The 26,816-nt window shown below is 70.5% G+C and carries 22 protein-coding genes and 1 tRNA gene; 18 read left to right on the forward strand and 5 right to left on the reverse strand.

The features are described 5' to 3' along the window. The first annotated feature begins 9 nt into the window (after positions 1–9). A complete protein-coding gene (gene gcvP / locus BJ959_RS10850; RefSeq protein ID WP_153981854.1) occupies positions 10–2,910 on the forward strand; it encodes an aminomethyl-transferring glycine dehydrogenase in 2,901 nt (966 codons plus the stop codon). Positions 2,911–3,102: 192 nt separating this feature from the next. Here gcvP and BJ959_RS10855 read toward each other — a convergent pair whose 3' ends face one another. Continuing rightward, the gene (locus BJ959_RS10855; protein WP_341799866.1) at positions 3,103–3,900 is read right to left on the reverse strand and encodes a CPBP family intramembrane glutamic endopeptidase; all 798 of its coding nucleotides are present in this window, start codon (positions 3,898–3,900) and stop codon (positions 3,103–3,105) included. 362 nt (positions 3,901–4,262) lie between these two features. Here BJ959_RS10855 and BJ959_RS10860 point away from each other — a divergent pair, with 362 nt between their 5' ends. The 3 genes from BJ959_RS10860 to BJ959_RS10870 all read left to right on the forward strand — a co-directional run bounded on the left by BJ959_RS10860 (position 4,263) and on the right by BJ959_RS10870 (position 8,799). Further along, entirely contained in the window at positions 4,263–6,062 is a 1,800-nt protein-coding gene (locus BJ959_RS10860) for an ABC transporter family substrate-binding protein (protein ID WP_207949075.1), read from the forward strand. Positions 6,063–6,190: 128 nt separating this feature from the next. After that, a complete protein-coding gene (locus tag BJ959_RS10865; RefSeq protein ID WP_153981855.1) occupies positions 6,191–7,738 on the forward strand; it encodes an ABC transporter permease in 1,548 nt (515 codons plus the stop codon). Beyond that, positions 7,738–8,799 carry an ABC transporter permease gene (locus BJ959_RS10870; RefSeq protein ID WP_153981856.1) on the forward strand — a complete coding sequence of 354 codons (1,062 nt, stop codon included), beginning with the start codon at positions 7,738–7,740 and terminating at the stop codon, positions 8,797–8,799. Before BJ959_RS10865 ends, BJ959_RS10870 begins: the two co-directional genes overlap by 1 nt. Before the next feature lie 15 nt (positions 8,800–8,814). Here BJ959_RS10870 and BJ959_RS10875 read toward each other — a convergent pair whose 3' ends face one another. After that, the gene (locus BJ959_RS10875) at positions 8,815–9,420 is read right to left on the reverse strand and encodes a PH domain-containing protein (protein WP_153981857.1); all 606 of its coding nucleotides are present in this window, start codon (positions 9,418–9,420) and stop codon (positions 8,815–8,817) included. A gap of 110 nt (positions 9,421–9,530) precedes the next feature. Between BJ959_RS10875 and BJ959_RS10880 the strand changes: the two genes are divergently transcribed. The 7 genes from BJ959_RS10880 to gltX all read left to right on the forward strand — a co-directional run bounded on the left by BJ959_RS10880 (position 9,531) and on the right by gltX (position 19,015). Beyond that, positions 9,531–11,204, forward strand: coding sequence for a dipeptide ABC transporter ATP-binding protein (locus BJ959_RS10880; protein ID WP_153981858.1), 1,674 nt, complete (start codon positions 9,531–9,533; stop codon positions 11,202–11,204). 3 nt (positions 11,205–11,207) lie between these two features. Then, complete coding sequence (gene typA, locus BJ959_RS10885) at positions 11,208–13,115, forward strand: translational GTPase TypA (protein WP_153981859.1); 1,908 nt, start codon at positions 11,208–11,210, stop codon at positions 13,113–13,115. A gap of 64 nt (positions 13,116–13,179) precedes the next feature. Further along, entirely contained in the window at positions 13,180–13,683 is a 504-nt protein-coding gene (locus BJ959_RS10890; RefSeq protein ID WP_153981860.1) for a hypothetical protein, read from the forward strand. Between the two features lie 63 nt (positions 13,684–13,746). After that, a complete protein-coding gene (locus BJ959_RS10895; protein ID WP_153981861.1) occupies positions 13,747–14,526 on the forward strand; it encodes a fumarylacetoacetate hydrolase family protein in 780 nt (259 codons plus the stop codon). 26 nt (positions 14,527–14,552) lie between these two features. Then, positions 14,553–15,842 (forward strand): MFS transporter, encoded by a 1,290-nt coding sequence (locus BJ959_RS10900; protein WP_153981862.1) that lies wholly within the window; start codon positions 14,553–14,555, stop codon positions 15,840–15,842. 147 nt (positions 15,843–15,989) lie between these two features. Beyond that, positions 15,990–17,402 (forward strand): fibronectin type III domain-containing protein, encoded by a 1,413-nt coding sequence (locus BJ959_RS10905; protein WP_153981863.1) that lies wholly within the window; start codon positions 15,990–15,992, stop codon positions 17,400–17,402. 113 nt (positions 17,403–17,515) lie between these two features. Continuing rightward, entirely contained in the window at positions 17,516–19,015 is a 1,500-nt protein-coding gene (gene gltX / locus BJ959_RS10910; RefSeq protein ID WP_165878973.1) for a glutamate--tRNA ligase, read from the forward strand. On the opposite strand, the gene BJ959_RS10915 is transcribed toward gltX, so the two are convergent. Then, complete coding sequence (locus BJ959_RS10915; protein ID WP_153981865.1) at positions 19,012–19,965, reverse strand: cytochrome b/b6 domain-containing protein; 954 nt, start codon at positions 19,963–19,965, stop codon at positions 19,012–19,014. The two genes, gltX and BJ959_RS10915, sit on opposite strands and share 4 nt — an antisense overlap. Positions 19,966–19,982: 17 nt before the next feature. Here BJ959_RS10915 and BJ959_RS10920 point away from each other — a divergent pair, with 17 nt between their 5' ends. The 3 genes from BJ959_RS10920 (at position 19,983) to BJ959_RS10930 (ending at position 21,795) form a co-directional block, all read left to right on the forward strand. After that, the gene (locus BJ959_RS10920; RefSeq protein ID WP_153981866.1) at positions 19,983–20,654 is read left to right on the forward strand and encodes a hypothetical protein; all 672 of its coding nucleotides are present in this window, start codon (positions 19,983–19,985) and stop codon (positions 20,652–20,654) included. A gap of 65 nt (positions 20,655–20,719) precedes the next feature. Then, positions 20,720–20,791, forward strand: a tRNA-Gln gene (locus tag BJ959_RS10925). 68 nt (positions 20,792–20,859) lie between these two features. Then, complete coding sequence (locus BJ959_RS10930; protein WP_153981867.1) at positions 20,860–21,795, forward strand: Ppx/GppA phosphatase family protein; 936 nt, start codon at positions 20,860–20,862, stop codon at positions 21,793–21,795. Between the two features lie 102 nt (positions 21,796–21,897). On the opposite strand, the gene BJ959_RS10935 is transcribed toward BJ959_RS10930, so the two are convergent. Next, positions 21,898–23,013 carry a glycerate kinase gene (locus BJ959_RS10935; protein ID WP_153981868.1) on the reverse strand — a complete coding sequence of 372 codons (1,116 nt, stop codon included), beginning with the start codon at positions 23,011–23,013 and terminating at the stop codon, positions 21,898–21,900. 71 nt (positions 23,014–23,084) lie between these two features. Here BJ959_RS10935 and BJ959_RS10940 point away from each other — a divergent pair, with 71 nt between their 5' ends. Together BJ959_RS10940 and BJ959_RS10945 are read left to right on the forward strand one after the other, a co-directional pair. Continuing rightward, the gene (locus BJ959_RS10940; RefSeq protein WP_153981869.1) at positions 23,085–23,780 is read left to right on the forward strand and encodes a MerR family transcriptional regulator; all 696 of its coding nucleotides are present in this window, start codon (positions 23,085–23,087) and stop codon (positions 23,778–23,780) included. Then, on the forward strand, positions 23,780–24,778 hold the full coding sequence (locus BJ959_RS10945; RefSeq protein WP_207949076.1) for a hypothetical protein: 999 nt from the start codon (positions 23,780–23,782) through the stop codon (positions 24,776–24,778). The genes BJ959_RS10940 and BJ959_RS10945 overlap by 1 nt, the downstream gene beginning before the upstream one ends. On the opposite strand, the gene BJ959_RS10950 is transcribed toward BJ959_RS10945, so the two are convergent. Further along, the gene (locus BJ959_RS10950) at positions 24,775–25,422 is read right to left on the reverse strand and encodes an MBL fold metallo-hydrolase (protein WP_153981870.1); all 648 of its coding nucleotides are present in this window, start codon (positions 25,420–25,422) and stop codon (positions 24,775–24,777) included. The genes BJ959_RS10945 and BJ959_RS10950 overlap by 4 nt on opposite strands. 81 nt (positions 25,423–25,503) lie before the next feature. Here BJ959_RS10950 and BJ959_RS10955 point away from each other — a divergent pair, with 81 nt between their 5' ends. Together BJ959_RS10955 and BJ959_RS10960 are read left to right on the forward strand one after the other, a co-directional pair. Continuing rightward, on the forward strand, positions 25,504–25,785 hold the full coding sequence (locus BJ959_RS10955; RefSeq protein ID WP_153981871.1) for a metal-sensitive transcriptional regulator: 282 nt from the start codon (positions 25,504–25,506) through the stop codon (positions 25,783–25,785). 40 nt (positions 25,786–25,825) lie between these two features. Then, the gene (locus BJ959_RS10960; protein WP_153981872.1) at positions 25,826–26,773 is read left to right on the forward strand and encodes a diacylglycerol/lipid kinase family protein; all 948 of its coding nucleotides are present in this window, start codon (positions 25,826–25,828) and stop codon (positions 26,771–26,773) included. Positions 26,774–26,816: the final 43 nt, after the last annotated feature.

The raw sequence follows: 26,816 nt of genomic DNA on the forward strand, positions 1-26,816 counted from the left end.
CCCCCCGTCATGTCTCTCGACTTCAGCAACCGCCACATCGGCATCGACGGCGACGCCCGTCAGCTCATGCTCGACGCGCTCGGCTACGCCTCGCTCGATGCGCTGATGGATGCGGCCGTTCCCGCCGCGATCCGCCAGACCGCCCCCCTCCGCACCCTGCCGGTTCCGGCGACCGAGGCGCAGGCTCTTGCCGAGCTGCGCGCCATCGCGGCCGAGAACCGCGTGCGTACGAGCCTCATCGGCCAGGGCTACTACGGCACGGTCACGCCCGCGGTCATCCAGCGCAACGTGCTCGAGAACCCGAGCTGGTACACGGCCTACACGCCCTACCAGCCCGAGATCTCGCAGGGCCGCCTGGAGGCGCTGCTGAACTTCCAGACCATGGTGAGCGACCTCACCGGGCTGCACACGGCGAACGCGTCGATGCTCGACGAGGCGACCGCGGTCGTTGAGGGCATGCTGCTCGCCCGCCGCGCCTCGGGCTCGGCGTCGAACGTCTTCCTCGTCGACAGCGACCTGTTCGCCCAGACGCGCGCCGTGCTCGACGGACGGGCCGAGGCGCTCGGCCTCGAGCTGGCGTACCTGCCGCTCGCTGACACCGACCCGGCCGAGCTGCCCGAGGCCTTCGGCGTCTTCGTGCAGTACCCCGCCGCCTCGGGACGCATCTGGGACCCCTCGGCGGTCATCGCCCGGGTCAAGGAGCAGGGCGGGCTGGCGATCGTCGCGGCCGACCTGCTCGCGCTGACGCTCATCACGAGCCCGGGCGAGCTCGGTGCCGACGTCGCCGTCGGCACGACCCAGCGGTTCGGCGTGCCGATGGGCTTCGGCGGACCGCACGCCGGCTACCTGGCCGTGCGCGAGGGCCTCGAGCGGCAGATGCCCGGCCGCCTCGTCGGGGTCTCGAAGGATGCCGACGGCCGCCCCGCCTACCGGCTCACCCTGCAGACGCGCGAGCAGCACATCCGTCGCGACAAGGCGACCAGCAACATCTGCACCGCGCAGGTGCTGCTCGCCGTGATGGCGTCGATGTACGGGGTCTACCACGGCCCCGACGGCCTGCGCCGCATCGCCGAGCGCATCCACCGTCAGGCGGTCGCGCTCGCCACGCACCTCCGCGGCGCCGGCTACGCCGTCGCCCACGACGCCTTCTTCGACACGCTCGAGATCAGCGCTCCCGGCCGGGCGGCCGCACTCGCCGCCGCCGCGCGCGAGCACGACCTCCTGCTGTGGCAGGTCGACGCCGACACGCTGCGGCTCAGCGTCGACGAGGTGACCTCGGCGGCAGCGAACACCGGTACCGCCGCCGACATCGGTCCGGCGCTCGCGGAGGTCTTCGGTCTCGGAGCCGGTTGGGCCACGGCGTTCGAGCCCGCATTCCCTGCCGACCTGCGCCGAGCATCCGAGTACATGACGCACCCGGTGTTCCACACGCACCGCAGCGAGACGTCGATGATGCGCTACCTCAAGCGCCTCGCCGACCGCGACTACGCGCTCGATCGCGGGATGATCCCCCTGGGCTCGTGCACGATGAAGCTCAACGCGGCCACCGAGATGGCGGCCGTCACGTGGCCCGAGTTCAGTGGCCTGCACCCCTTCGCCCCCGTCGAGGACGTCCAGGGATCGCTCATCCTCATCGGCATGCTCGAGACCTGGCTCGCCGAGCTCACCGGCTACGACGCGGTCTCGCTGCAGCCCAACGCCGGCTCGCAGGGCGAGCTCGCGGGCCTCCTCGCGATCCGCGGCTACCACCGCTCGCGCGGCGACCTGCACCGCACGGTGTGCCTGATCCCGTCGAGCGCGCACGGCACGAACGCGGCGAGCGCGGTGCTCGCCGGCATGCGCGTCGTCGTCGTCGGCACGACCGAGACCGGCGATGTCGACCTCGCCGACCTGCGCGCCAAGATCGCCGAGCACCGAGACGAGCTCGCGGCGCTCATGATCACCTACCCGTCGACGCACGGCGTGTACGAGCACGAGGTCATGCAGGTCACGGCCGCGGTGCACGAGGCCGGCGGGCAGGTGTACATCGACGGCGCCAACCTCAACGCGCTGCTCGGCTACGCCCGCTACGGCGACCTCGGCGGCGACGTCAGCCACCTCAACCTGCACAAGACGTTCTGCATCCCGCACGGCGGCGGCGGGCCCGGCGTCGGGCCGGTCGCGGCGAAGGCGCACCTCGCGCCCTTCCTGCCGGGCCACCCGCTGGCGCAGATGCACCAGCACCCGCCGTTCGACATGGCGACCGGTGCGGCCGGAACCGTCGAGCACCGCGGCGCGCCCGTCTCGGCGGCACCCTACGGCTCGGCGAGCATCCTGCCGATCTCGTGGGCCTACGCGCGCATGATGGGCGCCGAAGGGCTCACGGATGCGACCGCCAACGCCGTGCTCGCGGCGAACTACGTCGCCCTCCGCCTGCGCGAGCACTACCCGGTGCTGTACGCGGGCGAGAACGGGCTCGTCGCGCACGAGTGCATCCTCGACCTGCGCCCGCTCAAGGAGGCGACCGGCATCGGCAACGACGACGTCGCCAAGCGGCTCATGGACTACGGCTTCCACGCGCCGACCATGTCGTTCCCCGTCGCGGGCACGCTCATGGTCGAGCCGACCGAGTCGGAGGACCTCGCCGAGCTCGAGCGGTTCATCCAGGCCATGATCGCCATCCGCCACGAGGCCGACCGCGTCGCGGCGGGGGAGTGGCCGGCGGACGACAACCCGCTCGTCAACGCGCCGCACACGGCCGAGAGCGTCATCGCCGGCGAGTGGGAGCACCCGTACTCGCGCGAGCTCGCCGTGTACCCGTTCGCGGGCGCGCGCGTCGACAAGTACTGGCCGCCGGTGCGCCGCGTCGACCAGGCCTACGGCGACCGCAACCTCGTCTGCGCGTGTCCGCCGATCAGTGAGTTCGCCTGACGGCGAACTCACTGATCGGAGTCCGGCTGCGCTTGTCTGCCGCGCCTCCGGCGCGGGCGAAGCGTTCGCCTGACGGCGACCGACTGAGTCGGCGTGCCCGCCGTGCCGCCCTGCCGCGCCTCTCACGGTTTGCGACACCTCACACAGAAGAAGGAGTGCGAAGTGTCGCGGAGCGTGCGACGCGCGCAGCTGTCAGGCGGGCGGGGCGAGCAGCGTGGGGAAGGTCGCGGCCGCCCACGGGTAGCCGATGAAGATGACGGCGTCGAGGATCGTGTGCGCGATGACGAGCGGCAGCAGCCGCCCGTAGCGCGTGTACAGCCAGCCGAACAGGAGGCCCATGGCGAAGTTGCCGACGAAGCCGCCGAAGCCCTGGTAGAGGTGATACGTGGCGCGCAGCAGCGCGCTGGTCAGGATGATCGCCCACGGCCCCCAGCGCAGGTCGCGCAGCCGCGCGAACAGGTAGCCGACGACGATGACCTCCTCGACGATGCCCGCGCGGGCTGCCGCCAGCAGCAGCACCGGAACGGTCCACCAGTGCTCGTCGAGCGCGGTCGGCACCACGGTCACCGCGAGTCCCAGCTCGCGCGCCCCGAGGTACAGAGCGAGGCCCGGAACGCCGATGAGCGCCGCCAGGCCGAGCCCGTCGCGGGCATCCCGCCACGGCCGGGTGCCGTCGATGCCGAGGCGGCCGAGGTGCGGGCGCGTCCCGCTCCACAGCAGGAAGGCCACCAGGGCGACCGGCACCAGGTCGAACAGCACGCCGAGCAGCTGGTAGATCAGGTCGAAGATCGGCCGCTCATCGCGCGGGGGGTTGATCGTCGCCGTCTGCTCGCCCAGCGGCACGTCGCGAGTGAGACGGTTGGCGATCGCGACCACGGAGTACACGGCGCTCGCGCCGAGCGACAGCCCCAGCACAAGAAGGATCTCGATGCGGATCCGCCGATCGCTCGGCTCGGGCAGATCGGGGAGGGCGTGCGGGCGGGTCGTCACCCCCACATTCTCGGTCGCTCCGGCCGCGATTGTGCCGAGTCCTCAATCCTCGTCGCGGATGCGGGCCGCTCTTTGGCGCGCTTCCACAGCCGCTCCACCCGGCGTGGGCAGGGCATTCGAGGCCCGAGCCGCCCGTTCTCGCAACAGTCCGCACCCTGAGCGCGCATCCGTGCACAAAAGCGCGACTTTGGCGCAAGGATCGCGCGTTTCCCGCACCGCCACCGCGCAAGCGTTACCGGTGTGTAACGAATGGGCCTACAGTTTGGCGGGGGTGTCTCTGGGCTTCTAGGGTCGGACCCAACAGGCGTGACGGTGCGCTCGGAAAACGTGCCGACACGTGTCCATCTTGCACAGGAGGAAAATTGCGTATCAGCAGATTCGCGGCCGCCACGGCCACGATCGCGGCGAGCGCTCTCGTTCTCTCGGCTTGCGCAGCGCCGCAGTCCGAGGTCGTCGAGGGTAGCTCCATCACGGTCGCGTGGAACCAGCCGTTCTACTCGTACAACAGCAACACGTCGTTCGGTAACGCCACGGCCAACGCCAACATCGTGTACCTGACGAGCGGCGGCTTCAACTACTACAACAACGAGCCCGCCCTCGTGAAGGACGAGTCGTTCGGTACCTACGAGCTCGTCTCGGAGGACCCGCTGACCGTCAAGTACACGATCGCGGACGACGTCCAGTGGTCGGACGGCACCCCCGTCGACGCCGCGGACATGCTGCTCGCGTGGGCCGCGAACTCGGGCGTTCTGAACACCCCCGACTTCGACCCGGGCGAGTTCACCGACCCCGAGACCGGTGAGTTCACCGACGACTACCCGACCGACGTCGTGTACTTCGACGGCGCGATCGGTGCGGGCCTGCAGCTCGTGACCGAGACCCCGGAGATCGACGGCAAGTCGATCACCCTCGTCTACGACGAGTTCTTCGTCGACTGGGAGCTCGTCTTCGGTGTGGGCCTGCCGGCGCACGTCGTCGCGCAGCGCGCCCTCGGCATCGAGGACGCCCAGGAGGCCAAGGACGCGCTCGTCGAGGCCGTGCAGAACGCGGACGCCGCGGCGCTGGCCCCGATCTCGAGCGTCTGGAACTCGGACTGGAACTTCACCGAGCTCCCGGCGGAGGAGGACGCCAACCTCCTCGTCGTGAACGGCCCCTACAAGATCACCGACTTCGTCGCTGACCAGTCGATCACGCTGACCGCCAACGAGAACTACCGCGGTGAGAACCTCCCGAACATCGAGGAGATCACCATTCGGTTCATCTCCGACCCGCTGGCGGCCGTTCAGGCGCTCGCCAACGGCGAGGTCGACATCATCAGCCCCCAGGCCACGGCCGACGTCGCCGACGCCCTCGCGGCGCTCGACGGCGTGACCGTTCTCGGTGGCGAGGAGGCCGTCTACGAGCACTTCGACCTCACCTTCGAGAACTCGAAGAACGGCACGTTCGACAACCCGCTGCTCCGCGAGGCCTTCCTGAAGACCATCCCGCGTCAGCAGATCGTCGACACCCTCATCAAGCCGCTGAACCCCGAGGCCGAGGTGCGCAACTCGCAGCTCTTCCTCCCGGGTGCCGCCGGCTACGACGAGACCGTTGCGAACAACGGCATGGCCGAGAAGTTCGGCGAGGTCGACATCGAGGGCGCCAAGGCGCTCATCGCCGAGGCTGGCGTCACCGACCCGGCCGTCTGCATCCTCTACGCGTCGAACAACCCGCGTCGTGTCAACGAGTTCGCGCTCATCCAGGCGTCGGCTCAGGAGGCGGGCTTCGTGGTCGAGGACTGCGGCAGCCCCGAGTGGGGTGGCCTGCTCGGCACGCCCGGCGCCTACGACGCGGTGTTCTTCGGCTGGCAGTCGACGAGCCTCGGTGTGACGAACAGCTCGTCGACCTTCCGCACGGGCGGCATCAACAACCTGAACTACTACAGCAACCCTCAGGTTGACGCTCTCCTCGACGAGCTCGACGTGACGCTCGACCCCGAGCGCCAGATCGAGATCCAGCTGGAGATCGACAAGCTGCTGATGGACGACTTCTACGGAGTCACCATCTTCCAGTTCCCGGCCGTCACCGCGTTCTCCGACCGCGTGACCAACGTGAACCCGGGCCCCCTGTCGCCGACCATCTTCTGGAACGCGTGGGACTGGGAGCCGACCGAGTCGAACTAGTCGAGAGCCCCGCTCCCGACTGACTCCGGTCAGCTAGCACAGTGAACGGGCGCTGGGGTCGCATCTGCGGCCCCAGCGCCCACCACTGAGCGCACCCCCGTTACGCAGATAGGTAGGGCGCCACCCCCATGGCATCATTCGTGATCCGGCGACTCATCGCCTCCGTGTTCGTGCTCCTCGCGGCCACGTTCCTCATGTACAACCTGGTCGCCTTCTCCGACGACCCCCTCGAAGACCTCCGGCTGAGCAACGCTCCGAACAAGGAGCAGCTCATCGAGGCCCGCATCAAGCTGCTGCGCCTCGACGTGATCCCGCCGCTGCGGTACTTCATCTGGCTCTTCGGTGATCCGGCTGCGGGCGAGCGCGGTGTGCTCGGCGGCAACTTCGGAGTCACGGTTCAGGGCCGCGACGTGAACGTCCTGCTCGAGCAGGCCCTCGGATCGACGATCCAGCTCGTCACCATCGCGACCATCGTCGCGATCATCCTCGGCCTCATCGTCGGCATCACGACGGCGCTCCGTCAGTACTCCGGGTACGACTACAGCGTCACCTTCATCTCCTTCCTCTTCTTCTCGCTGCCGGTCTTCTGGGTCGCCGTTCTGCTCAAGCAGTTCATCGCCATCGGCTTCAATGACTTCCTCGAGGACGACCCGCAGCTGCCGGTCTGGCTCATCGCCGTCCTGACGCTCGTCGGCGGTCTGCTCTGGGCCTCGATCATCCCCGGCACCCTGCGCCGCAAGGCGATCACCTTCACGGTGGCGGCGGGTGCGACGGCGTCGATGCTCGTGATCATGAACCTGATCGACTGGTTCACCTACCCGGGCTTGTCGGTCGTCGGCGTCGCGATCATCGGTCTGGGTGCGGCGGTCGGCTTCACGGCCCTCATCACGGGCCTGAAGAACCGTCGGGCACTGTACGCCTCGCTCGCCGTCGCCGGCCTCGGCATCGTGCTCTACTTCCCGTTCCAGTACGGCATCTCGTACTCGATCACCGAGTGGTGGATGCTCGCGGCACTCGCCGCCCTCACCATCGTCGTGAGCATGGGCATCGGCTGGTTCATGGGCGGCGTCGACAAGGGCCCCGTCATGCGTGTCGCGGCCTTCACGGGCTTCATCACCGCGGGCGCCATCGCGCTCGACCGGTTCATGATGGTCTGGGACGACTACGCGAGTTCGGGACGCATCCGCGGACGCCCGATCGCGACGATCGGCTCGTCGACCCCGAACCTCGAGGGCTCCCTCTGGGTGCAGGGTGTCGACATCTACACGCACCTGCTGCTGCCGACGATGGCGATCATCCTGATCTCGTTCGCCACCTACACCCGGTACTCGCGGGCGAGCCTGCTCGAGGTGATGAACCAGGACTACATCCGCACCGCGCGGGCGAAGGGCCTCGCCGAGCGCACCGTGGTCGTGCGTCACGCCTTCCGCAACGCCCTGATCCCGATCGCCACCATCGTCGCCTTCGACATCGGCGGCATCGTCGGCGGCGCCGTCATCACCGAGACGGTGTTCGGCTGGACCGGCATGGGCCAGCTCTTCATCAACGGTCTGCGGGCCGTCGACCCGAACCCGGTCATGGCCTTCTTCGTCGTCGTCGGCGGTCTCGCGATCCTGTTCAACCTGATCGCCGACCTCGTCTACGCGTCCCTCGACCCCCGAATCCGAGTCAGCTGATGAGCAAGAAGAGCACTGCCCCCGTCGCCGGCGTCACCGACGCCGAGAACAACATCGCCAACAAGGAGGTCGAGGGCCTCTCGCAGGGCCAGATCGTGCGCCGCCGGTTCTTCCGGCACAAGGGCGCGGTCATCTCGATGATCTCGCTGGCCTTCATCATCGTGCTGGCCTTCACCGCCGTCGGGTTCGACTTCTCGTTCTTCGGCATCCAGGTGAAGACGCCCGGATGGTGGCTGTGGACCTGGACGGACATCCCGCCGGTGCAGAACGGGGGGCAGCCCACCCTGAGCCTCGTGCCCGAGTGGCTCGGCGGCGCCGGCGTGACCCTCGGCCTGCACCCCTTCGGGCAGGACGAGATCGGCCGCGACACCTTCGCGGTCGTCATGCGCGGAACCCAGCAGTCGATCGTCATCATGCTGATCGTCGGCGTGATCGCCACCGCGATCGGCACCGTCATCGGCGCGGTCTCGGGCTACTACCGCGGCTGGGTCGACGCGGTGCTCATGCGCCTGACCGACATGGTCATCGTCATCCCGCTCATCGTCATCGGTGCCGTTCTCGGCCGTGCCGTCGGCGGACTGGGGGCCGCCTTCCTCGCCGTCATCATCGGCTTGTTCACCTGGACGGGCCTCGCCCGACTGGTGCGCGCGGAGGTGCTGAGCCTGCGTGAGCGCGAGTTCGTCGACGCCGCCCGCGTCGCGGGTGCGAGCGACCGGCGGATCATCTTCAAGCACATCCTGCCGAACGCGATCGGCGTCATCATCGTCAACACGACACTGCTGATGGCCGCGGCGATCCTGCTCGAGACCGGTCTGAGCTTCCTCGGCTTCGGCGTGCAGCCTCCCGACACCTCCCTCGGCGTGATCATCAGCCAGAACCAGGCCGCCTTCGCGACCCGCCCCTGGCTGTTCTGGTGGCCCGGCGCGTTCATCATCGCGATCGCCCTCTGCATCAACTTCATCGGCGATGGTCTGCGCGACGCGTTCGACCCGCGGCAGAAGCGCATGCCCACCGCCCGGGCCCTCGCGAAGCCGAAGGCCGCCGCTCCGACGGCGGGCTGAGGCTGACGGATGCTCCTACAGCAGCTGCCCGAGAAGGCTCAGCGCGACCAGCGCGCCGAGCAGCACGACCGTGCGCGTGTTCAGCGTGCGCCGCAGCGAGCCCGGCTCGACGCCCGCGTCGAGCAGCCCGTCATCGCGCAGCTGCTCCCAGTGACGACGGATGTGGTTCGCCGCGGCACCGCTCTCGCTCGAGAGGGTGTCGCCGGGGCGGATCGCGCCGGCGACGCGCGCCGACTCGGTGACTTTCACGTCGTCCGGTCCCAGCCGGAACACCGTGTAGCGACCCGAGGCGGGAGCCGCCCAAGCCTCGACGCGCCGTTTCTCGGTGTAGAGGGTCAGCGCCCACTTGGTATCGATGCGCTGGATCGCGGCCCACGGAACGTGCCAGGTGGTCAGCGGGTTGCGCACGACGACCGCGTGCTCGAGCACCTCGACCCGGGGCATCCAGTACAGGGCCCACACGACCGCGACCATGAGCACCAGCCACCAGCCGGATCGGAGCAGCGCGACCAGGTCGCCGGCCGCGATGTAGCCGATCAGGGCGCCCGCCCCGATCACGGCGATGATGATCGTCAGAACTCGACCGAACGCGGGGCGGAAGCTCGCGGGCTGGAAGCGCATGCCTCCAGCTTCGCAGACCAGCGCCGCTCCGCCCTGCGCCCGACAGACCTGCGCCCGACAGACCTGCGCCCGACAGACTCCCGCCTCACCACCGCACGGAAGGACCTCCCGTGAGCAGCACCACCTCCACCGCCGTCGAGACCGTTCTGGAGGTCTCCGGCCTCGGCGTCGACTTCTGGGTCGACGGCGAGTTCTACCCGGCGGCCATCGGCCTCGACTACAGCGTCAAGCGCGGCGAGGTGCTCGCGATCGTGGGCGAGTCCGGCTCGGGCAAGTCGTCCAGCTCGATGGCGCTACTCGGCCTGCTCCCGTCGACCGCCCGCGTCTCCGGCTCGATCAAGCTGCTCGGTCGCGAGATCGGCAACCTCGACAAGCGCGAGTTGCGCGCGGTGCGCGGCCAGCAGATCGCCGTGATCTTCCAGGAGCCGATGACGGCTCTGAACCCCGTGTACACGGTCGGCTTCCAGATCGTCGAGACCCTGCGCACGCATTACGACCTCACGCCCGCTCAGGCGAAGGAGCGTGCGATCGAGCTGCTCGAGAAGGTCGACATGCCCGACCCGGCGCTCGCCTTCCACAAGTACCCGCACCAGCTCTCGGGCGGCCAGCGCCAACGCGCGATGATCGCGCAGGCGATCTCGTGCGACCCGGTCCTCCTTATCGCGGACGAGCCCACGACCGCCCTCGACGTCACCGTCCAGGCCGAGATCCTCGACCTTCTCCGCAGCCTCCGCAGCCGGCTCGACTCCGCGATCGTGCTCATCACGCACGACATGGGGGTCGTCGCCGACCTGGCCGATTCGATCATGGTGATGAAGGACGGCGTGGCTGTCGAGCAGGGTTCCGCCCTCGACATCTTCCAGCGTCCGCAGCATCCCTACACGCAGTCGCTCCTCGCCGCCGTGCCCCACCTCGGACTCGACATCACCGAGGCGGCTCCCGCCGTGGCGGAGAAGCGCACGGTCGAACCGGTGCTGTCTTTCCAGGACGTGTCGATCGAGTACCCGAAGCGCGGTCGCGTGCCGGCCTTCCTCGCCGCCGACGACATCACCCTCGATGTCTACCCGGGTGAGATCGTCGGCCTCGTCGGCGAGTCGGGCTCGGGCAAGACCACCCTCGGGCGCGCCGCCGTCGGCCTCCTGCCGATCAAGTACGGCCGCCTGATCTCCGCCGGCATCGACATCTCGCAGGCCTCGATGAAGGATCTCCGGCCGCTGCGCCGCAAGGCCGGCATCGTCTTCCAGGACCCGGGTTCGAGCCTCAACCCGCGCATGCCGATCGGCGAGAGCATCGGCGAGCCGCTGCTGCTCGCCAAGGAGGCGCAGGGCAAGGAGCTCGACAAGCGCGTCGAGGAGCTGCTGAGCCAGGTCGAGCTGCCGGCTAGCTACCGCAACCGCTACCCGCACGAGCTCTCGGGCGGCCAGCGTCAGCGCGTCGGCATCGCGCGCGCCCTCGCGCTCGCTCCGGAACTGCTGGTCGCGGACGAGCCGACGAGCGCGCTCGACGTCTCGGTGCAGGCCCGGTTCCTCGACCTCCTGCAAGAGCTGCAGAGCAAGCTGCAGTTCGCCTGCCTCTTCATCAGCCACGACCTCGCGGTGGTCGACATGCTCGCACACCGGATCGCGGTGATGCACCGGGGTAGACTGGTCGAGCAGGGTTCGCGTGATCAGATTCTGCGCAACCCCCAAGACCCCTACACTCAGCGCCTCATCGCCGCTGTTCCCCTGCCCGATCCCGTGGCGCAGCGGGAGCGCCGAGAGCAGCGCGCAGCCAGCAAGGAATAACTCATGGCCCTCGCCACCCGCACCGACCTGCGCAACGTGGCGATCGTCGCCCACGTCGACCACGGCAAGACGACCCTGGTCGACGCCATGCTCCGCCAGACGGGGTCGTTCGCCGCGCACGCTCACGTCGAGGAGCGTGCGATGGACTCGAACGACCTCGAGCGCGAGAAGGGCATCACGATCCTCGCCAAGAACACGGCGGTGACGTACACCGGCAAGCACGCCGGCGGCCAGGAGATCACGATCAACGTGATCGACACCCCCGGTCACGCCGACTTCGGCGGCGAGGTCGAGCGCGGTCTGAGCATGGTCGACGGCGTCGTGCTGCTCGTCGACGCGAGCGAGGGCCCGCTGCCGCAGACCCGGTTCGTGCTCCGCAAGGCGCTCGCGGCGAAGCTCCCGGTGATCCTGCTCGTGAACAAGACCGATCGACCGGATGCCCGCATCGAGGCCGTCGAGGAGGAGACCCACGATCTCCTGCTCGGGCTGGCGAGCGACCTGCAGGACGAGGTGCCCGACCTCGATGTCGACGCGATCCTCGACCTCCCCGTGATCTACGCCTCGGGACGTGCCGGTGCCGCGAGCCGCACCCGTCCGGCCGACGGCCAGCTGCCCGACAACGACGACCTCGAGCCGCTGTTCGAGGCGATCCTGTCGCACATCCCCGCCCCGACCTACGACGACGAGCACCCCCTGCAGGCGCACGTCACCAACCTCGACGCGAGCCCCTTCCTCGGCCGCATCGCGCTGCTGCGCATCTTCAACGGCACTCTCAGGAAGGGCCAGCAGGTCGCCTGGGTGCGTCACGACGGCACGCACAGCCAGATGCGCATCACCGAGCTGCTGAAGACGCGCGCCCTCGAGCGCTACCCGGCCGAGTCGGCGATGGCCGGCGACATCGTCGCCATCGCGGGCATCGAGGACATCACGATCGGCGAGACGATCGCCGACCTCGACGACATCCGCCCGCTGCCCGCCATCACGGTCGACGAGCCGGCGATCTCGATGACGATCGGCACCAATACGAGCCCGCTGGTCGGCAAGGTCAAGGGCCACAAGCTGACGGCCCGCATGGTGAAGGACCGCCTCGACCGCGAGCTCATCGGCAACGTGTCGATCCGCGTCGTCGACATCGGCCGCCCTGACGCCTGGGAGGTGCAGGGCCGCGGCGAGCTCGCCCTCGCGATCCTCGTCGAGAACATGCGTCGCGAGGGCTTCGAGCTCACCGTCGGCAAGCCGCAGGTGGTCACCAAGACCATCGACGGCAAGCTGCACGAGCCGTTCGAGCACCTCACGATCGATGCGCCGGAGGAGTACCTGGGTGCGATCACCCAGCTGCTCGCCGCCCGTCGCGGCCGCATGGAGGGCATGACGAACCACGGCACCGGCTGGGTGCGCATGGAGTTCATCGTGCCGAGCCGCGGCCTCATCGGCTTCCGCACCGAGTTCTTGACGACCACCCGCGGCACGGGCATCGCGAACGCGATCGCCCACGGCTACGAGCCCTGGGCCGGCAGCATCGTCGCCCGCAACAACGGCTCGATCGTGGCCGACCGGGCCGGCGTGGTCACGAGCAACGCCATGATGGCGCTGCAGGAGCGCATGACGTTCTTCGTGAAGCCCACGGAGGAGGTCTACGAGGGCATGGTGGTGGGCGAGAACTCGCGCGCCGACGACATGGACGTCAACATCACCAAGGAGAAGAAGCTCAACAACATCCGGTCGTCGACGGCTGAGGAGCTCGAGCGCCTCACGCCTCCCCGTCAGCTGACCCTCGAGGAGTGCCTCGAGTTCGCCCGCGAGGATGAGTGCGTCGAGGTGACGCCCGAGACGGTGCGCATCCGCAAGGTCGAGCTCGATCAGACCTTGCGCGCCCGCGCCACCTCGCGCCTGAAGAAGCAGAACGCCTGACGACCGAGCCCCGCGCCGGCGCCTGTGCGGCGCGGGCTGCGGGGTGACCCGAGAGGAGCATCCGATGACCGCACGCCGCCCCCGCACGCTCGCCGCCGCCGCGCTGGCCCTCGTTCTCGCCACCGGGACCTCGGCGTGCAGCACGGGCACTCCGCTCGACAACATCGTCGAGGGCCTCGTGCAGCAGGGTGTCGACCAGCTGGTCGGCGGCATCGATGAGCAGATCCGCGGCCTCGTCGACGACGTGCTCGGCGGTGTCGAGCTCACGGCCGACGGCACGGTTCCCTCGAGCTTCCCGGCCGAGATCCCGCTCACCGGCGAGGTGCTCGGCGGCGGTGCCGGCCCGCAGGGTGCCGGCTGGGTGGTGCGCACGCGTCTCGACGGCGGCGTCGCGTTCACGGATGCGGCTGCCGCGCTCGAGGGTGCCGGGTTCGCCCCCGCCGGGGTCTCGAGCGATGCGACCAGTGGCTACGGCGCCTTCTCGAGCGTCGCGTACCGGGTCGACCTCTCGGTCGCGACCGACGCCGACGGGGTCATGACCGCCACGTACGTCGTCACCCCGCGCTGATCGTCGGCTGAGCATGCACCACCCCAGTGCAGTAGCAGTGAACGTGGCCGTTAGGCTTGTCGGGTGAAGATCGCGCGATTCAGTGCCGGCGGTGATCCGCAGTTCGGCATCGTCGACGACGACGAGCTCGTCGTGCTCGCGGGCGACCCGATGTTCCACGGGTACGACACCACCGGCGAGCGGGTGAAGCTCGCCGATGTGCGCCTGCTCGCACCGGTGATCCCGCGCTCGAAGGTCGTGTGCATCGGCATGAACTATGCGGCGCACGTCGCGACCATGCAGTACGAGGTGCCCGAGAACCCCCTCATCTTCCTGAAGCCGAACACGGCCGTCATCGGCCCGGACGAGCCGATCATCATCCCCCCGGTCGACGGCCGCATCACGCATGAGGGCGAGCTCGTCATCGTGATCGGCAAGGTCGCGAAGCGGGTGAAGAAGGAGGACTGGCGCGACTACGTCTTCGGCTTCACGATCGGCAACGACGTCTCGGCCCGCGACGTCATGTTCGCCGACGGCCAGTGGGCGCGCGCCAAGGGCTTCGACACCTTCGCCCCGATCGGTCCGTTCATCGAGACCGATCTCGACCCCAGCGCCCTCGAGATCGAGACCTTCGTCGACGGCGAGCCTCGCCGCAAGGGCAATACGCGCGACATGATCACCGGGGTTCCCGAGATCATCGCGTTCGTCAGCGATGCCTGGACGCTCCTGCCGGGTGACATCATCATGACGGGCACGCCCGACGGGCTCGGCGGCTTCCACGACGGCCAGACCGTCGAGATCCGCATCGAGGGTCTCGGTACGCTGCGCAACCCGGCCAAGAACCGCGACGACCGCGTCGACTAGCGGTCGAGCGGGTGGATGATGGAGCCATGAGCTCCACCCCCGCCGCCCCCGTTCGTCCGCCGGGCGCCGACGCCGCGATCGCTCCGCTGACCGCGGAGGCGGTGGCCGCCGTGCAGCGCCGGACCCGCGGTGTGCTGATGGCGGGTCAGGTGCTCGCCGGCCTCGGCATGGGAGCGACCCTCTCCATCGGGGCGATCCTCGCGGCCGAGATCTCGGGTTCACCGGCGTTCAGCGGCATGGCGGCTACCTCGGTGACGCTGGGCGCCGCGCTCGCGGCGATCCCGCTCGCGCGGCTCGCGCGCCGGGCGGGGCGGGCCCCCGCGCTCGCCACCGGCGCGCTCGCCGCCGCCGCCGGCGCCGTCGTCGCGATGCTCGCGGCGGCGCTGGCGAGCTTCCCGCTGCTGCTCCTGGGCATCCTGCTCATCGGATCGGGGACCGCGGTGAACCTGCAGTCGCGTTTCGCCGCCGCCGACCTCGCGGCGCCCGCGACCCGCGGGCGCGACCTCTCGCTCGTCGTCTGGGCGACGACGGTCGGGGCGGTCTCCGGTCCGAACCTCATCGGGCCCGGCGAGAGCCTCGGCGCCGCGCTCGGCCTGCCCGACCTCAGCGGGCCCTTCCTGTTCACGGTCGTCGCGCAGTCGCTCGCGGCCGCGCTCTACCTCGTGGGGCTGCGTCCCGACCCGCTGCGGCTGGCCGAGGCCTGGCGCGCCGAGCAGCGCCTGCAGGAGGAGCGCGGCGGGGGAGCGGAGGCGGTCGTCGCCGCGGTCGAGCACCAGCCGAGCATCCGTCTGGCGGTGCTCTCGATCGCGCTCAGCCACGCCACGATGGTGTCGGTCATGGCGATGACGCCCGTGCACCTGACCGCGCACGGCGCGAGCCTCGTCATCGTCGGGTTCACGATCAGCCTGCACATCGCCGGCATGTACGCCCTGTCGCCCGTCTTCGGCATCCTCGCCGACCGCCTCGGCCGGCGCCCGACGATCCTGATCGGGCAGGGAATGCTCGCGGCGAGCCTCCTCATGACCGGCCTCGGCGCCGAGAGCGAGGGCTGGGTGGTCGCCGGGCTCATCTTCCTCGGCCTGGGCTGGAGCGCCTCCACCGTCGCAGGCTCGGCTCTGCTCACCGACTCCGCAGCGCCCGAACGCCGCCCGATCGTCCAGGGTCGCAGTGACCTGGTGATGAGCGCCGCGGGTGCCGTCGGCGGAGCCCTGGCAGGAGTGGTGCTGGCGGCGCTGGGGTACGGCGGGCTGTCGTTCGTGACGCTCGCGCTGGTCGCCCTTGTCGCCGTCGCCGCGGCGATCACTCCGCGCCGCTGACGCCACGTCCCCGCCGCCCGGAAACCCTCGGGAAATTAGGCAGAGACAGCAGCGCGCGGCCCACCTACACTGAAAGTGCCCTCCTCAGCACCGATCACCATCGATGGGATTGTGGACAGGGCACAACATGGGGGGTTCGGGGGAACCGTGAAGATCGACCGTGGTCTTGCCGTCGTGCTGGGTGCCGCCTTGGCGCTGACACCTCTGAGCGCCGCGGCGGCTACCGCTGACGGCCTCGTGCCGTCCCTAGCCGGGTCGGCCGCATCCAGCGCGGTGGCCCCGACCACGCTCCTGGCGACGAGCGGCGACGTCGAGGCCGAGCGCTTGCTCATCCTCCAGCAGACGAACGAGCTGCGGGCGAGAAACGGTCTGCCGCCGCTGCGGCTCAACAGCGCGCTCCACTCGATCGCGCAAGACTGGTCGACGCAGCAGGCGCGAGTCTCGACCATGTCGCACCGGCCGAACTTCACGAGTCTCTACCCGTCGGGCTGGACGTATGCGGCTGAGAACGTCGCGGCCGGATACAGTCCCGGGTCGGTCGTGACGGCATGGGCGGCTTCCCCCGGGCACCGCGCCAACATGTTGTCGTCCGCTACCGATATCGGCATCGGGGTCGCGACAGACTCCCGAGGTCGGTACTACTTCACGCAGAATTTCGCTCGCTACAACGTTCCCTTCAACTGGGCGCCTTCGGCGCCGCGAGCGGTGTCCGCACCGGTCAATGATGGGTCGAGCCTGACCGTGACGTGGGAGGCTCCGTCGAACAGCGGGGCGGGGGCACTTGTCGACTACGTGGTGCAGATCAAGCGCTCGACGTCGACCACGTGGACGACGGTGGCAGACGGTGTCAGCCTGACTCCGTCGCACACGTTCACGAGACCAACGACCGGCGTGGTCTACAACATCCGCGTTCGCGCGAAGAACATCTACGGAGCGGGCGCGTACTCGAGCGTGCTGACCGTCAGGGCGGGAGCCCCGGCGGCGCCGACGTCGATGGTTGTTCCGACGAACGAGGGCTCTCGGTTGACCGTCGCGTGGAATCCCCCGACGAATGTCGGCGCGGGTCCGGTGACGGACTACACGATTCAGATCAAGCGCTCGACATCGACGACGTGGACCACGGTGTCGGACGGCGTCAGCACGAATCCGTCGCACACGTTCACGAGAACCACACCCGGAGTGACGTACGACGTCCGGGTGCGAGCCGTGAACGCCGCCGGCGCGGGGGCATTGTCGACCGTGTTGACGGTGAAGGCGGGTGCCCCGACAGCGCCGACGGCATTGGCCGCACCCGTCAATGACGGGACCTCGTTGACGGTGTCCTGGGCGGCTCCGGCGAACTCTGGCTCCGGTCCGGTCACCGACTACGTCATCCAGATCAAGCGATCGACATCGTCGACATGGTCCACCGTGTCGGATGGGGTGAGCACGAACCTGTCCCACACCTTCACGAACACCACTGCGGGAGTAACGTACAACGTTCGTGTGCAGGCGCGGAACGGGAGCTGGGCCGGGCTGCTGTCGAGCGTCCTGACGGTGCGCATCCCGACCGAGACGTAAGAGCCGACCCGGCGGAGCCGCACGAGGGGCAGGCCGACCGTGGGGGGACATCCGGTGCGGCAGAACCTCGCTCGCGGCTCCCTGCCGACGGGCACCGCCTAGACTCGAACGTTGTGACGAGCCCCGCTTTCTCGACCGCGACCGGCGCCGACGTGCGCGTGCGGTTCTGCCCCTCGCCGACCGGTACCCCGCACGTCGGGCTGATCCGCACCGCCCTGTTCAACTGGGCGTACGCCAGGCACACCGGCGGCACCATGGTCTTCCGCATCGAGGACACCGATCAGGCGCGCGACAGCGAGGAGAGCTACCACCAACTGCTCGACGCGCTGCGCTGGCTCGGCATCACGTGGGACGAGGGCGTCGAGACCGGCGGCCCGCACCCGCCCTACCGCCAGTCGCAGCGTGGGCCGATCTACGCCGACATCATCGAGCGCCTGCGCGCCAGCGGGCACCTCTACGAGAGCTTCCTCACCCCAGAGGAGATCGAGGCGAAGAACCTCGAGCTCGGCCGCGACCCGAAGCAGGGCTACGACAACTGGGAGCGCGAGCTCACCGACGAGCAGAGGGCTGCCTACCGTGCGGAGGGCCGCGAGCCCGCGCTCCGCCTCCGTGTGCCCGACAGCGACCTCAGCTTCACCGACCTGGTGCGCGGCGAGATCACCTTCCCGGCCGGCAGCTTCGTCGACTTCGTCGTCGTTCGGCCCAACGGCCAGCCGCTGTACACCTTCGTCAACCCGGTCGATGACGCCCTCATGGGCATCACGCACGTGCTGCGCGGGGAGGACCTACTGTCGTCGACGCCCCGGCAGATCGCGCTCTACCATGCGCTCATCGAGATCGGCGTGGCCACCCACATTCCGCAGTTCGGGCACCTGCCCTACGTCATGGGCGAGGGCAACAAGAAGCTCAGCAAGCGCGACCCCGAGTCGAACCTGTTCCACCACCGCGACCGCGGGTTCATCCCCGAGGGGCTGCTCAACTACCTCTCGCTGCTGGGCTGGTCGCTCGCGCCCGATCGCGACGTCTTCAGCATGAGCGAGATGACTGCCGCGTTCGACGTCGCGAACGTCAACCCCAACCCCGCGCGGTTCGACGTGAAGAAGGCCGAGGCCATCAACGGCGACCACGTGCGGCGGCTGCCGCTCGACGAGTTCGTCGAGCGCAGCATCCCGTACTGCTCGGGTGCCGGCCTGTTCAACGACGTGCCCCGCCCCAGCGAGCGGGCCCTGCTGGCGGCCGTCGCGCCGCTCGTGCAGGAGCGGGTGAACCTGCTCGGCGAGGTGCCCGGCATGGTCGGCTTCCTGTTCACCGCCGACGACGACCTCGAGATCGAGGCGGATGCTCGCGCGTCGCTCGACGCCGACGCGGCCGCCGTGCTCGACGCCGGGGTCGCCGCGCTCGAGGCGCTCGCCGACTTCACGCCCGCCGCCATCGAGGAGGCCCTGCGTGCGGCCCTCATCGACGGGCTCGGCCTGAAGCCCCGCACCGCTTTCGGCCCGCTGCGGGTCGCGGTGTCGGGCCGCCGGGTCAGCCCGCCGCTGTTCGAGTCGATGGAGCTGCTCGGCCGCGACTCGACGCTCGCTCGGCTGCGGGCCCTGCGCGCCGCCCTCTAGCGCGCGGGAGGCGCAGGGACGCGCCGCACGTCGGCGACGCGCTCGGCGATCGCCGTCTGCGCGGGAGGGCGCAGCAGCACCCACGCCACGGCCATGACGACGACGGATGCTCCGAACACGATCGCGCCCACCCAGCTCTCGGCGTCCTCGACGCCGACGTACATCGCGTTGAGGTTCGTGCGCGCGCCGGTCAGCAGCACGAGCCCGACGTGCACGGCCGTGAACGCCAGGTAGTACCAGAGCACCAGTGCGTGGGTGCGACGGGCCCAGGTGTCACTGAGCGGCCCGCGCTCGCGCATCCACCGCTCGGGCCAGACGGGGGAGAGGCGCAGCCCGGTGGCGAGGGCGAGCGGCGCGGCGATCAGCACGGTGGCGCTGTAGACGATCTCCTGCAGGGCGTTGTAGGTGATCCAGCTGTCGTGCTCGGGCCAGTCGAGGGAGAGGTACTGGATGCCCGCGGAGACCGCGTTCGGCACCGCCGCCCACTCGGTGGGCAGGAGGCGCGCCCAGTGCCCGCTGACGACGAGCAGCACGAGGTAGACGACCCCGGTGGCGACCCACAGCGTGACGACCACGAGATGCCACCACGTGTGCAGGCCGAGGCGCTTCGGAGGGCGGGCCGGGTTGAGGCGCCACAGTGCGGTCGCGCGCCGCGTCACGAACGCGGGCGGGCGGGCTTTGGCGCGCAGGTGCAGGGCCGAGCTGACGATGAAGAGCAGGAAGAAGCCGTTGAGGAAGTGCGTCCAGCTGAGCCAGGCGGGGAATCCCTCGGGCGTGCCCGGGAGGGGGGCGACGGTGCCGGGGTGGTCGGCGAGGAAGGCGATGCCGGCCTCCGTGCCGCGCCACCAGCGCGCGAGCAGCACCGCGGTGACGAGCAGGACGAGAGCGAGGCCTGCGGCGACGGCGATCGTGCGCGCCCGTGCACGGGGTCGGGGGCTCGCGGGAGGCACCCCTCTACGCTAGTCGCGTGAGCGATCGACATCCGCACCGACCCGAGTGGGTGCGCTGGCTCCCCGCGATGATCCTCGGCGTGATCATCCTGGGGGTCGCGATCTTCGGTGTGGTCGCCGTGCCGCGTCTCACCGCCGACCCCGGCCCGGCCGCCACCGATCAGGTCACCGACCTCAACTGGTCCGTCTTCACCGAGGAGGGTCTGGCGTACATCGAGGACGCCCGCACCCCGCGCATCGACCTCAGCGACCCGCCCATCGCGGCCGCCCCGCTGGGGCTGCCCGCGAGCGGCGATCTGACCGTCGGCCCGCATCGCACGCTGCTCGACTACCGGCTGGTGCTCATCGCCTCGGAGGACCAGGCCAACGGGGCGCTCTTCGTCACCCCGGGCTTCACGCTCTCGACCCGCGACGGCCGCCTCGTGTCGCTGCGCATCGAGGAGCGCGGGGGCCGCGACTTCCGGCAGACCTACCTCCTCGTCGCGGAGCGCTCGGCCGACTACGGCTTCACCCCGCCCGCCTCGGCCCGGCTGGCGGAGGCGATCAGCGAGGCGCGCAATGCGGGAACCCCCGTCACGGTGCGGTCCGACCGCGGCACGAGTGCGGGCATGGGCATCATGGCCGAGATCACCTGCTTCGGCGCGGGCGTCTGCACGGTGTCGTACATCGTGACTCCGGGCTTAGGGTAAACTCGCTACTCGGCCCGGTCACGGGCCGTGTCAGCGCGAGATCCGGTCTCCGGATGCGCCGCTGATGGGGTGTGGTGTAATTGGCAACACGGCTGATTCTGGTTCAGTTGTTCTTGGTTCGAGTCCAGGCACCCCAGCTCTGATCTCCTCTCGGCGGCGACTCGTCGCGTACGCGGGTGCCCGTGCGTCCGCGTACCCTCGAGCCATGCGCCTCGGAGTCATCGACGTCGGCTCGAACACCGTCCATCTCTTGATCGTTGACGCGCATCCCGGCGCCAGCCCGGTGCCGTTCCACTCGCAGCGGTCGACCTTGCGGCTCATGCGCTACCTCGATGCCGAGGGCGCGATCACCGAGGAGGGGCAGCGGCTGCTCGTCGACGCCATCCGCGAGGCGGTCGAGGCGGTCGCCGCGATCGGGGTCGACGATCTCATCGGCACGGCCACCTCGGCGATCCGCGAGGCGGCGAACGGCGAGCAGGTGCTCGCCCGCATCGCCGCTGACGCGGGCATCGAGCTGCAGGTACTGACCGGAGACGATGAGGCCCGGATCACCATGCTCGCCGTGCGCCGCTGGTTCGGCTGGTCGGCGGGGGAGATCCTGCTCTTCGACATCGGCGGCGGCTCGTTCGAGATCGCCCAGGGGGCCGACGAGTACCCCGACGTGCAGGTCTCGCTGCCGCTCGGCGCCGGACGCACGACCATCACCTACCTGCGCGACGACCCGCCTGCCCGCGAGGCGGTCTCCGCACTGCGCGCGCACGCCCGTGCCGAGTTCACGGCCGTGCGCGAGCGGCTGTTCGCCGATCGCCCCACCCCGACGCGCGTCGTCGGCACGTCGAAGACGATCCGCTCGCTCGCCCGACTGGTGGGCGGGCCCGCCGATCCCGTCACCGGGCAGCTCGCGCCGATCCACTACACGGGACTGCGCGAGTGGGAGCCGACGCTGCGCGAGATGCCTTCGGAGGTGCGGCAGTACCTGCCGGGCATCACCCCCGAGCGCGGCTACCAGATCCTCGCCGGCGCGATCGTGCTGCGCACGGCGATGAAGGTTTTCGAGGTCTCGACCCTCACCGTGTCGCCCTGGGCGCTGCGCGAGGGCATCGTCATGCGCTACATGGACGCGCTGGACGCGCGCGGCTGACGCGCGAGCGCGGGCACGATCGCCTGCGCGTCAGAGCTCGCCAGCGCGCCAGGGCCCGCCTGCGCGTCAGGGCCCGCCTGCGCGTCAGGGCCCGTCCGAGCTTCAGGGCTCGAGCGCGCGGGCGAGCTCGGCGCCCGCATCCCGCAGCCACACCGTCGGGTCGGCGATCGCCGCCTCCGACGACCCGGCGAGCGCGGTCAGCGTGATCACCCGGCGCTCGGCGGCGGCGGCGGGGTCGGCCTGCCCCGCGACGATGGCGACGTCGACCCCGGCAGCCCCGGCCCGCTCGATGGCCGAGCCGACGACCTTGCCGCGGAGACTCGTCGCGTCGAAGCGGCCCTCGCCGGTGATGACGAGGTCGGCGCCCTCGAGCGCCTGATCGAGCCCGGTGATCGCGGCCACCGTCTCCGCCCCCGAACGGATGCTCGCGCCCCAGTAGCGCAGGAACCCCCAGGCGGTGCCGCCCGCCGCGCCCGCGCCCGGCCGCACGTGCTCGCTGCCGCCAGCCAGCGTCGCGGCCCGGGCGAGGCCGGCGTCGAGCAGGGCGACGTCGGCCGGGCCGGCACCCTTCTGCGGTCCGAACACCACGGCCGCGCCCTCCAGCCCGGTGAGCCGCGCGGTCGTGTCGGTGAGCAGCGTCACACCCCGCGGGGGAGCGGCGCGCAGCCCCGTGTCGTCGATCGCCGCGAGTGCGCCGAGCGCGCCGCCGCCGTCGGGCAGCGTCGCACCGGCGGCATCCCGCAGCTGCAGGCCGAGCGCGGCGAGCGCGCCGAGCCCGCCGTCGGTGGAGGCCGAGCTGCCGAGCGCGATCGTCACCCCCTCCGCGCCCGCGTCGAGCGCCGCGACGAGGGTCTCGCCGAGCCCGCGCGTCGAGGCGGTGAGAGCCGCGAGCCGCGGGTTGCCGGATGCGTCGCGCGGCAGCAGGGTGATGCCGCAGCTCTCGGCGACCTCGACCACGGCCTGCCCGCCGGGCAGCAGCAGCCAGCGGGCCGTGTGGGGCTCGCCGGTCGGCCCGGCGACCTCGGCGGTCCTCCAGCGCGCGTCGGGCCGCGCGGCGGCGATCGCGTCGAGGGTGCCCTCGCCCCCGTCGGCCTGCGGCACGAGCAGCAGGGCGTCATCGGGACGGATGCGCTGCCAGCCGTCGGCGATCGCGCGTGCCGCCTCCCGCGCCGCGATCGAGCCCTTGAACGAGTCGGGGGCGATGACGATGCGGCGCACGCCTCGATGATGCCAGCGGAGCCCCGAACAGGAATAGACAGTGGAACTATCGATAGTGTTACTATCTGTTCATGAGGATGTCCGAGCTCAGCACCGCGACCGGGGTCGCCGTGCCCACGCTCAAGTTCTACCTGCGCGAGCAGCTGCTGCACGCCGGTGAGCGCACGAGCCCCAACCAGGCGCAGTACGACGCCAGCCACATCGAGCGTGTGCGCCTCGTGCGCGCGCTGCTCGAGGTCGGCGGGCTCAGCGTCGCGCAGGCCGCGCGGGTCGTCGCTGCGCTCGACGCCGACCTCCCGCTGTCGAGCGTGTTCGGCATCGCGCAGCGCGCGGTGAGCATCCCCGCGGCGCTCGGCGACAGCGACGGCACCGCGGCGGATGCGGAGCCCGCGCCGACCACCGGCCAGACCCGCATCGCCGCCCTGTGCGAGAGCCGCGGCTGGCGCGTGTACCCCAGTAATCCGGGCCTGCCGCTCGCGGCGCGCGTGCTCGACACCTATGCCGCGCTCGGGCTCGACCACATCCCCGACACCGTGCTCGAGGGCTATGCGCAGGCCGCCGACCTCGTCGCCGCCGCCGACCTCGCGGCCGTCGGCGCGGTCGGTGAGCCCGCCGAGATGACCCGCACCGTCGCCGCCGGGATCGTGCTCGGGGACGCCCTCTTCGCCGGCCTGCGCCGCATCGCTCAAGAGGCGGAGTCGTTCCGCCGCTTCCCGCTCCCCGAGGGCGCGTCCGCGCCCGCCGCCACCACGACCGAGGACTGCTGATGACCACCACGCCTGCCACCGCGCCCACCACCGCGGCCCCCGCCGACTGGCGCCTCGACCTGCCGCCGAGCCGCTGGCACCGACCGCTGCTCGCGCTGGGCATCCTGCTGGCGGTGCTCACGGTCGTGACGCTCGTCGGCCGCCTCGTCGACGACCGCGAGCTCCTCGGCGTGAATCTGTGGGAGAAGCCGCTCAAATTCGCGATCTCGGGAACGATCTACGCCATCACCTGGGCCTGGATCATCGGTCATTTCACGCGCTGGCAGCGCGCCGCCTGGTGGGCCGGCACGGTCATCGCCGTGACCCTCGCGATCGAGCTCGTCGTCATCGTCGGCGCTTCCGTGGCGGGCATCACCAGCCACTTCAACGTCTCCACCCCGCTGTCGACCACGCTCTGGTCGATCATGGCCGCGGCCATCACGACGCTGTGGGTCGCGACCTTCGTCGCCGGCGTCGCCCTGTGGCGCAACCCCGGCGCCGATCCGGCGCGGCAGGCGGCGATCCGCACGGGCGTCGCGATCTCGCTGCTCGGCATGGGACTCGCCTTCCTCATGACCGGGCCGACCGCCGAGCAGCTCAACGACTTCCAGGGCATCGCGGGCGCCCATGCGGTCGGCGTCGCCGATGGCGGGCCGGGCCTGCCCCTGCTCGGCTGGAGCACCCTCGGCGGCGACCTGCGCATCCCGCACTTCATCGGCATGCACGCTCTGCAGGCTCTGCCGCTGCTCGCGCTGCTGCTCGAGTGGGGCGCTCGCCGGGGCATCATGCCGCTGCGCGATGCGCTCGTGCGGCGCGGGCTCGTGCTGACCGGCGCCGGCGCGTATCTCGCCGTTGTCGGACTCGTGACCATGCAGGCCCTGCGCGGTCAGTCGATCGTGGCGCCGGATGCCCTCACTCTGTCGCTCGGTGCCGCCATCGCCGCGGCCGCTGCGGCCGCCACGCTCGCGGTGCTCGCCGCGGGAGCGCGGCGCGGCCGCGCGCTGCTCGCGGCCGGCTAGTCGATCGTGAGCGTGTCGCCCGCGACGAGGGGCACGAACTCCCCGCCGTGCTGCTCCGTCACCAGGCGGATGCGCGCGTTCGCCATCGCGTTGCCCGCATCGGAGTTCACGCGCTCGTGCGTCGGGAACGTGCGCAGGGGCGCGACGGCCTCGACGTAGTCCATGACCTCCGCGACCTTCAGCCAGGGCGCGCTGGCCGGCACCGCGAGCACGGGCACGGGGCCCTCCTCGGCGGTGCGCGGGGGGACGGTGAACGAGTCGCCCGGGTAGTACAGCGCGCCGTTGACCATGACGCCGACGTTGTCGATGACCGGGATCGTGCGGTGGATGACGGCGTGCTGCCCGCCCGAGAAATCGAGGGTGAACGGCCCGGCGGTGCGCCGGTCGCCCGCCTCGACGACCTGCCACGGGTAGCTCGGGTGGGCGGCGGCGACCCCGGCCGGCGCGAACAGCGGCACGGTCTGATCGGCGAGCAGGCGATCGAGGTGCTCGGGGGTGACATGGTCGCCATGTTCGTGCGTGACCACGATGGCGGCCAGGTTCTCGACCGCGAACGGGGCGGTGAAGCTGCCGGGGTCGACGACCAGGGCGCTGCCCTCGTGCTCGATGACGAGGCAGGCGTGCTCGCGCTTGGTGACGATCATGGGCACACTGTACTCAGCGGTCCCTGGAGGATCGGCGCGAGCATCCTTGACCTGAATACCCCCCGGGGGTATTATGGCCGCATGATCGACGACATCAAGAAGCGCGCGCTGCACCGCTCGCGCATCCTGCAGGGCCAGCTGCGCGGCATCGAGAAGATGATCGAGAACGACGAGTACTGCGTCGACATCATCACCCAGTCGCTCGCCGTGCAGAAGAGCCTCCGCAGCCTCAACAAGCTGCTCGTCGAGAACCACCTGCGCACCCACGTCAGCGACATGTTCGAGGCCGGCGGCGACGAGCGCGAGAAGGCGATGGCCGAGCTCATGGCCGTCTACGAGCTGCAGCAGAACCGCGGCAGCTGACCCGCACGCTCGCGACCCTCCGGGGCGCGATAATCAGCGCATGACATCGTCGTCGAAGCGCATCGTCGTGGCCATCAACCCCCATGCCTCCTTCGGTCGCGGACGCGAGGTCGGCCCGGCCGTCGTCACCACGCTCCGGGCCCTCGGCCACGACGTGACGAGCCTCATCGAGCCCGACTTCCTGCAGTTGCTCGAGGCCGCCCGCGAGGCCGTGCGCACGAAGCCCGACGCGCTCGTCGTGGTCGGCGGCGACGGCATGGTCAACCTCGGTGTGCTCGCGCTCGAGGGGTCCCGCGTGCCCCTCGGCCTTGTGCCGAGCGGCACCGGCAACGACATGGCGCGCGGGCTGGGCATCCCCGTCGGCGACACCGAGGCGGCGATCGCCCACCTCGTCGCCGCGCTCGACCGGCCGCCCCGGGTCATCGACGCCGGGTCGATCGGATTCGACCTCCTCGACGTGCCCGCCGACTCGGTCGAGGTCGGGCGCGGCGGTCGCGGTCGCTCGCGCTTCGCGTGCATCCTCTCGGCGGGGTTCGACGCGCTTGTCAACGAGCGCGCCAACCGCATGACGCGCCCGCGCGGGCGCAGCCGGTACACGATCGCGCTGCTCATCGAGCTCGCCACGCTGCGCCCGATCGACTACACGCTGACCCTCGACGGGGTCGTGCATCACGAGAAGGCCCTGCTCGTCGCCGTCGCCAACAACCTCTCGTTCGGCGGCGGCATGAAGGTCGCCCCCGACGCGCAGCTCGACGACGGCCTCTTCGACGTGGTGCTCGTGCGACCGCTCGGCCGCCTCGCGTTCCTGCGCATCTACCCGCGCGTGTTCGCCGGCACCCACGTGACCGACCCGCGCGTCGTCGTGCACCGCGCGGCCGCGGTGCGGGTCGAGGCCGACGGCGTCGTCGCCTACGCGGACGGCGAGCGGATCGCCCCGCTGCCGGTCGACATCAGCATGGATGCGGGCGGTCTGCGCGTCGTCGCCTGAGGCGGTGCGCGCCCTCGTCGGCCGGTTTTGTCGGCGTGTGTCG

This window comes from Microcella frigidaquae (assembly GCF_014200395.1).
GTDB classification, from domain to species: domain Bacteria; phylum Actinomycetota; class Actinomycetes; order Actinomycetales; family Microbacteriaceae; genus Microcella; species Microcella frigidaquae.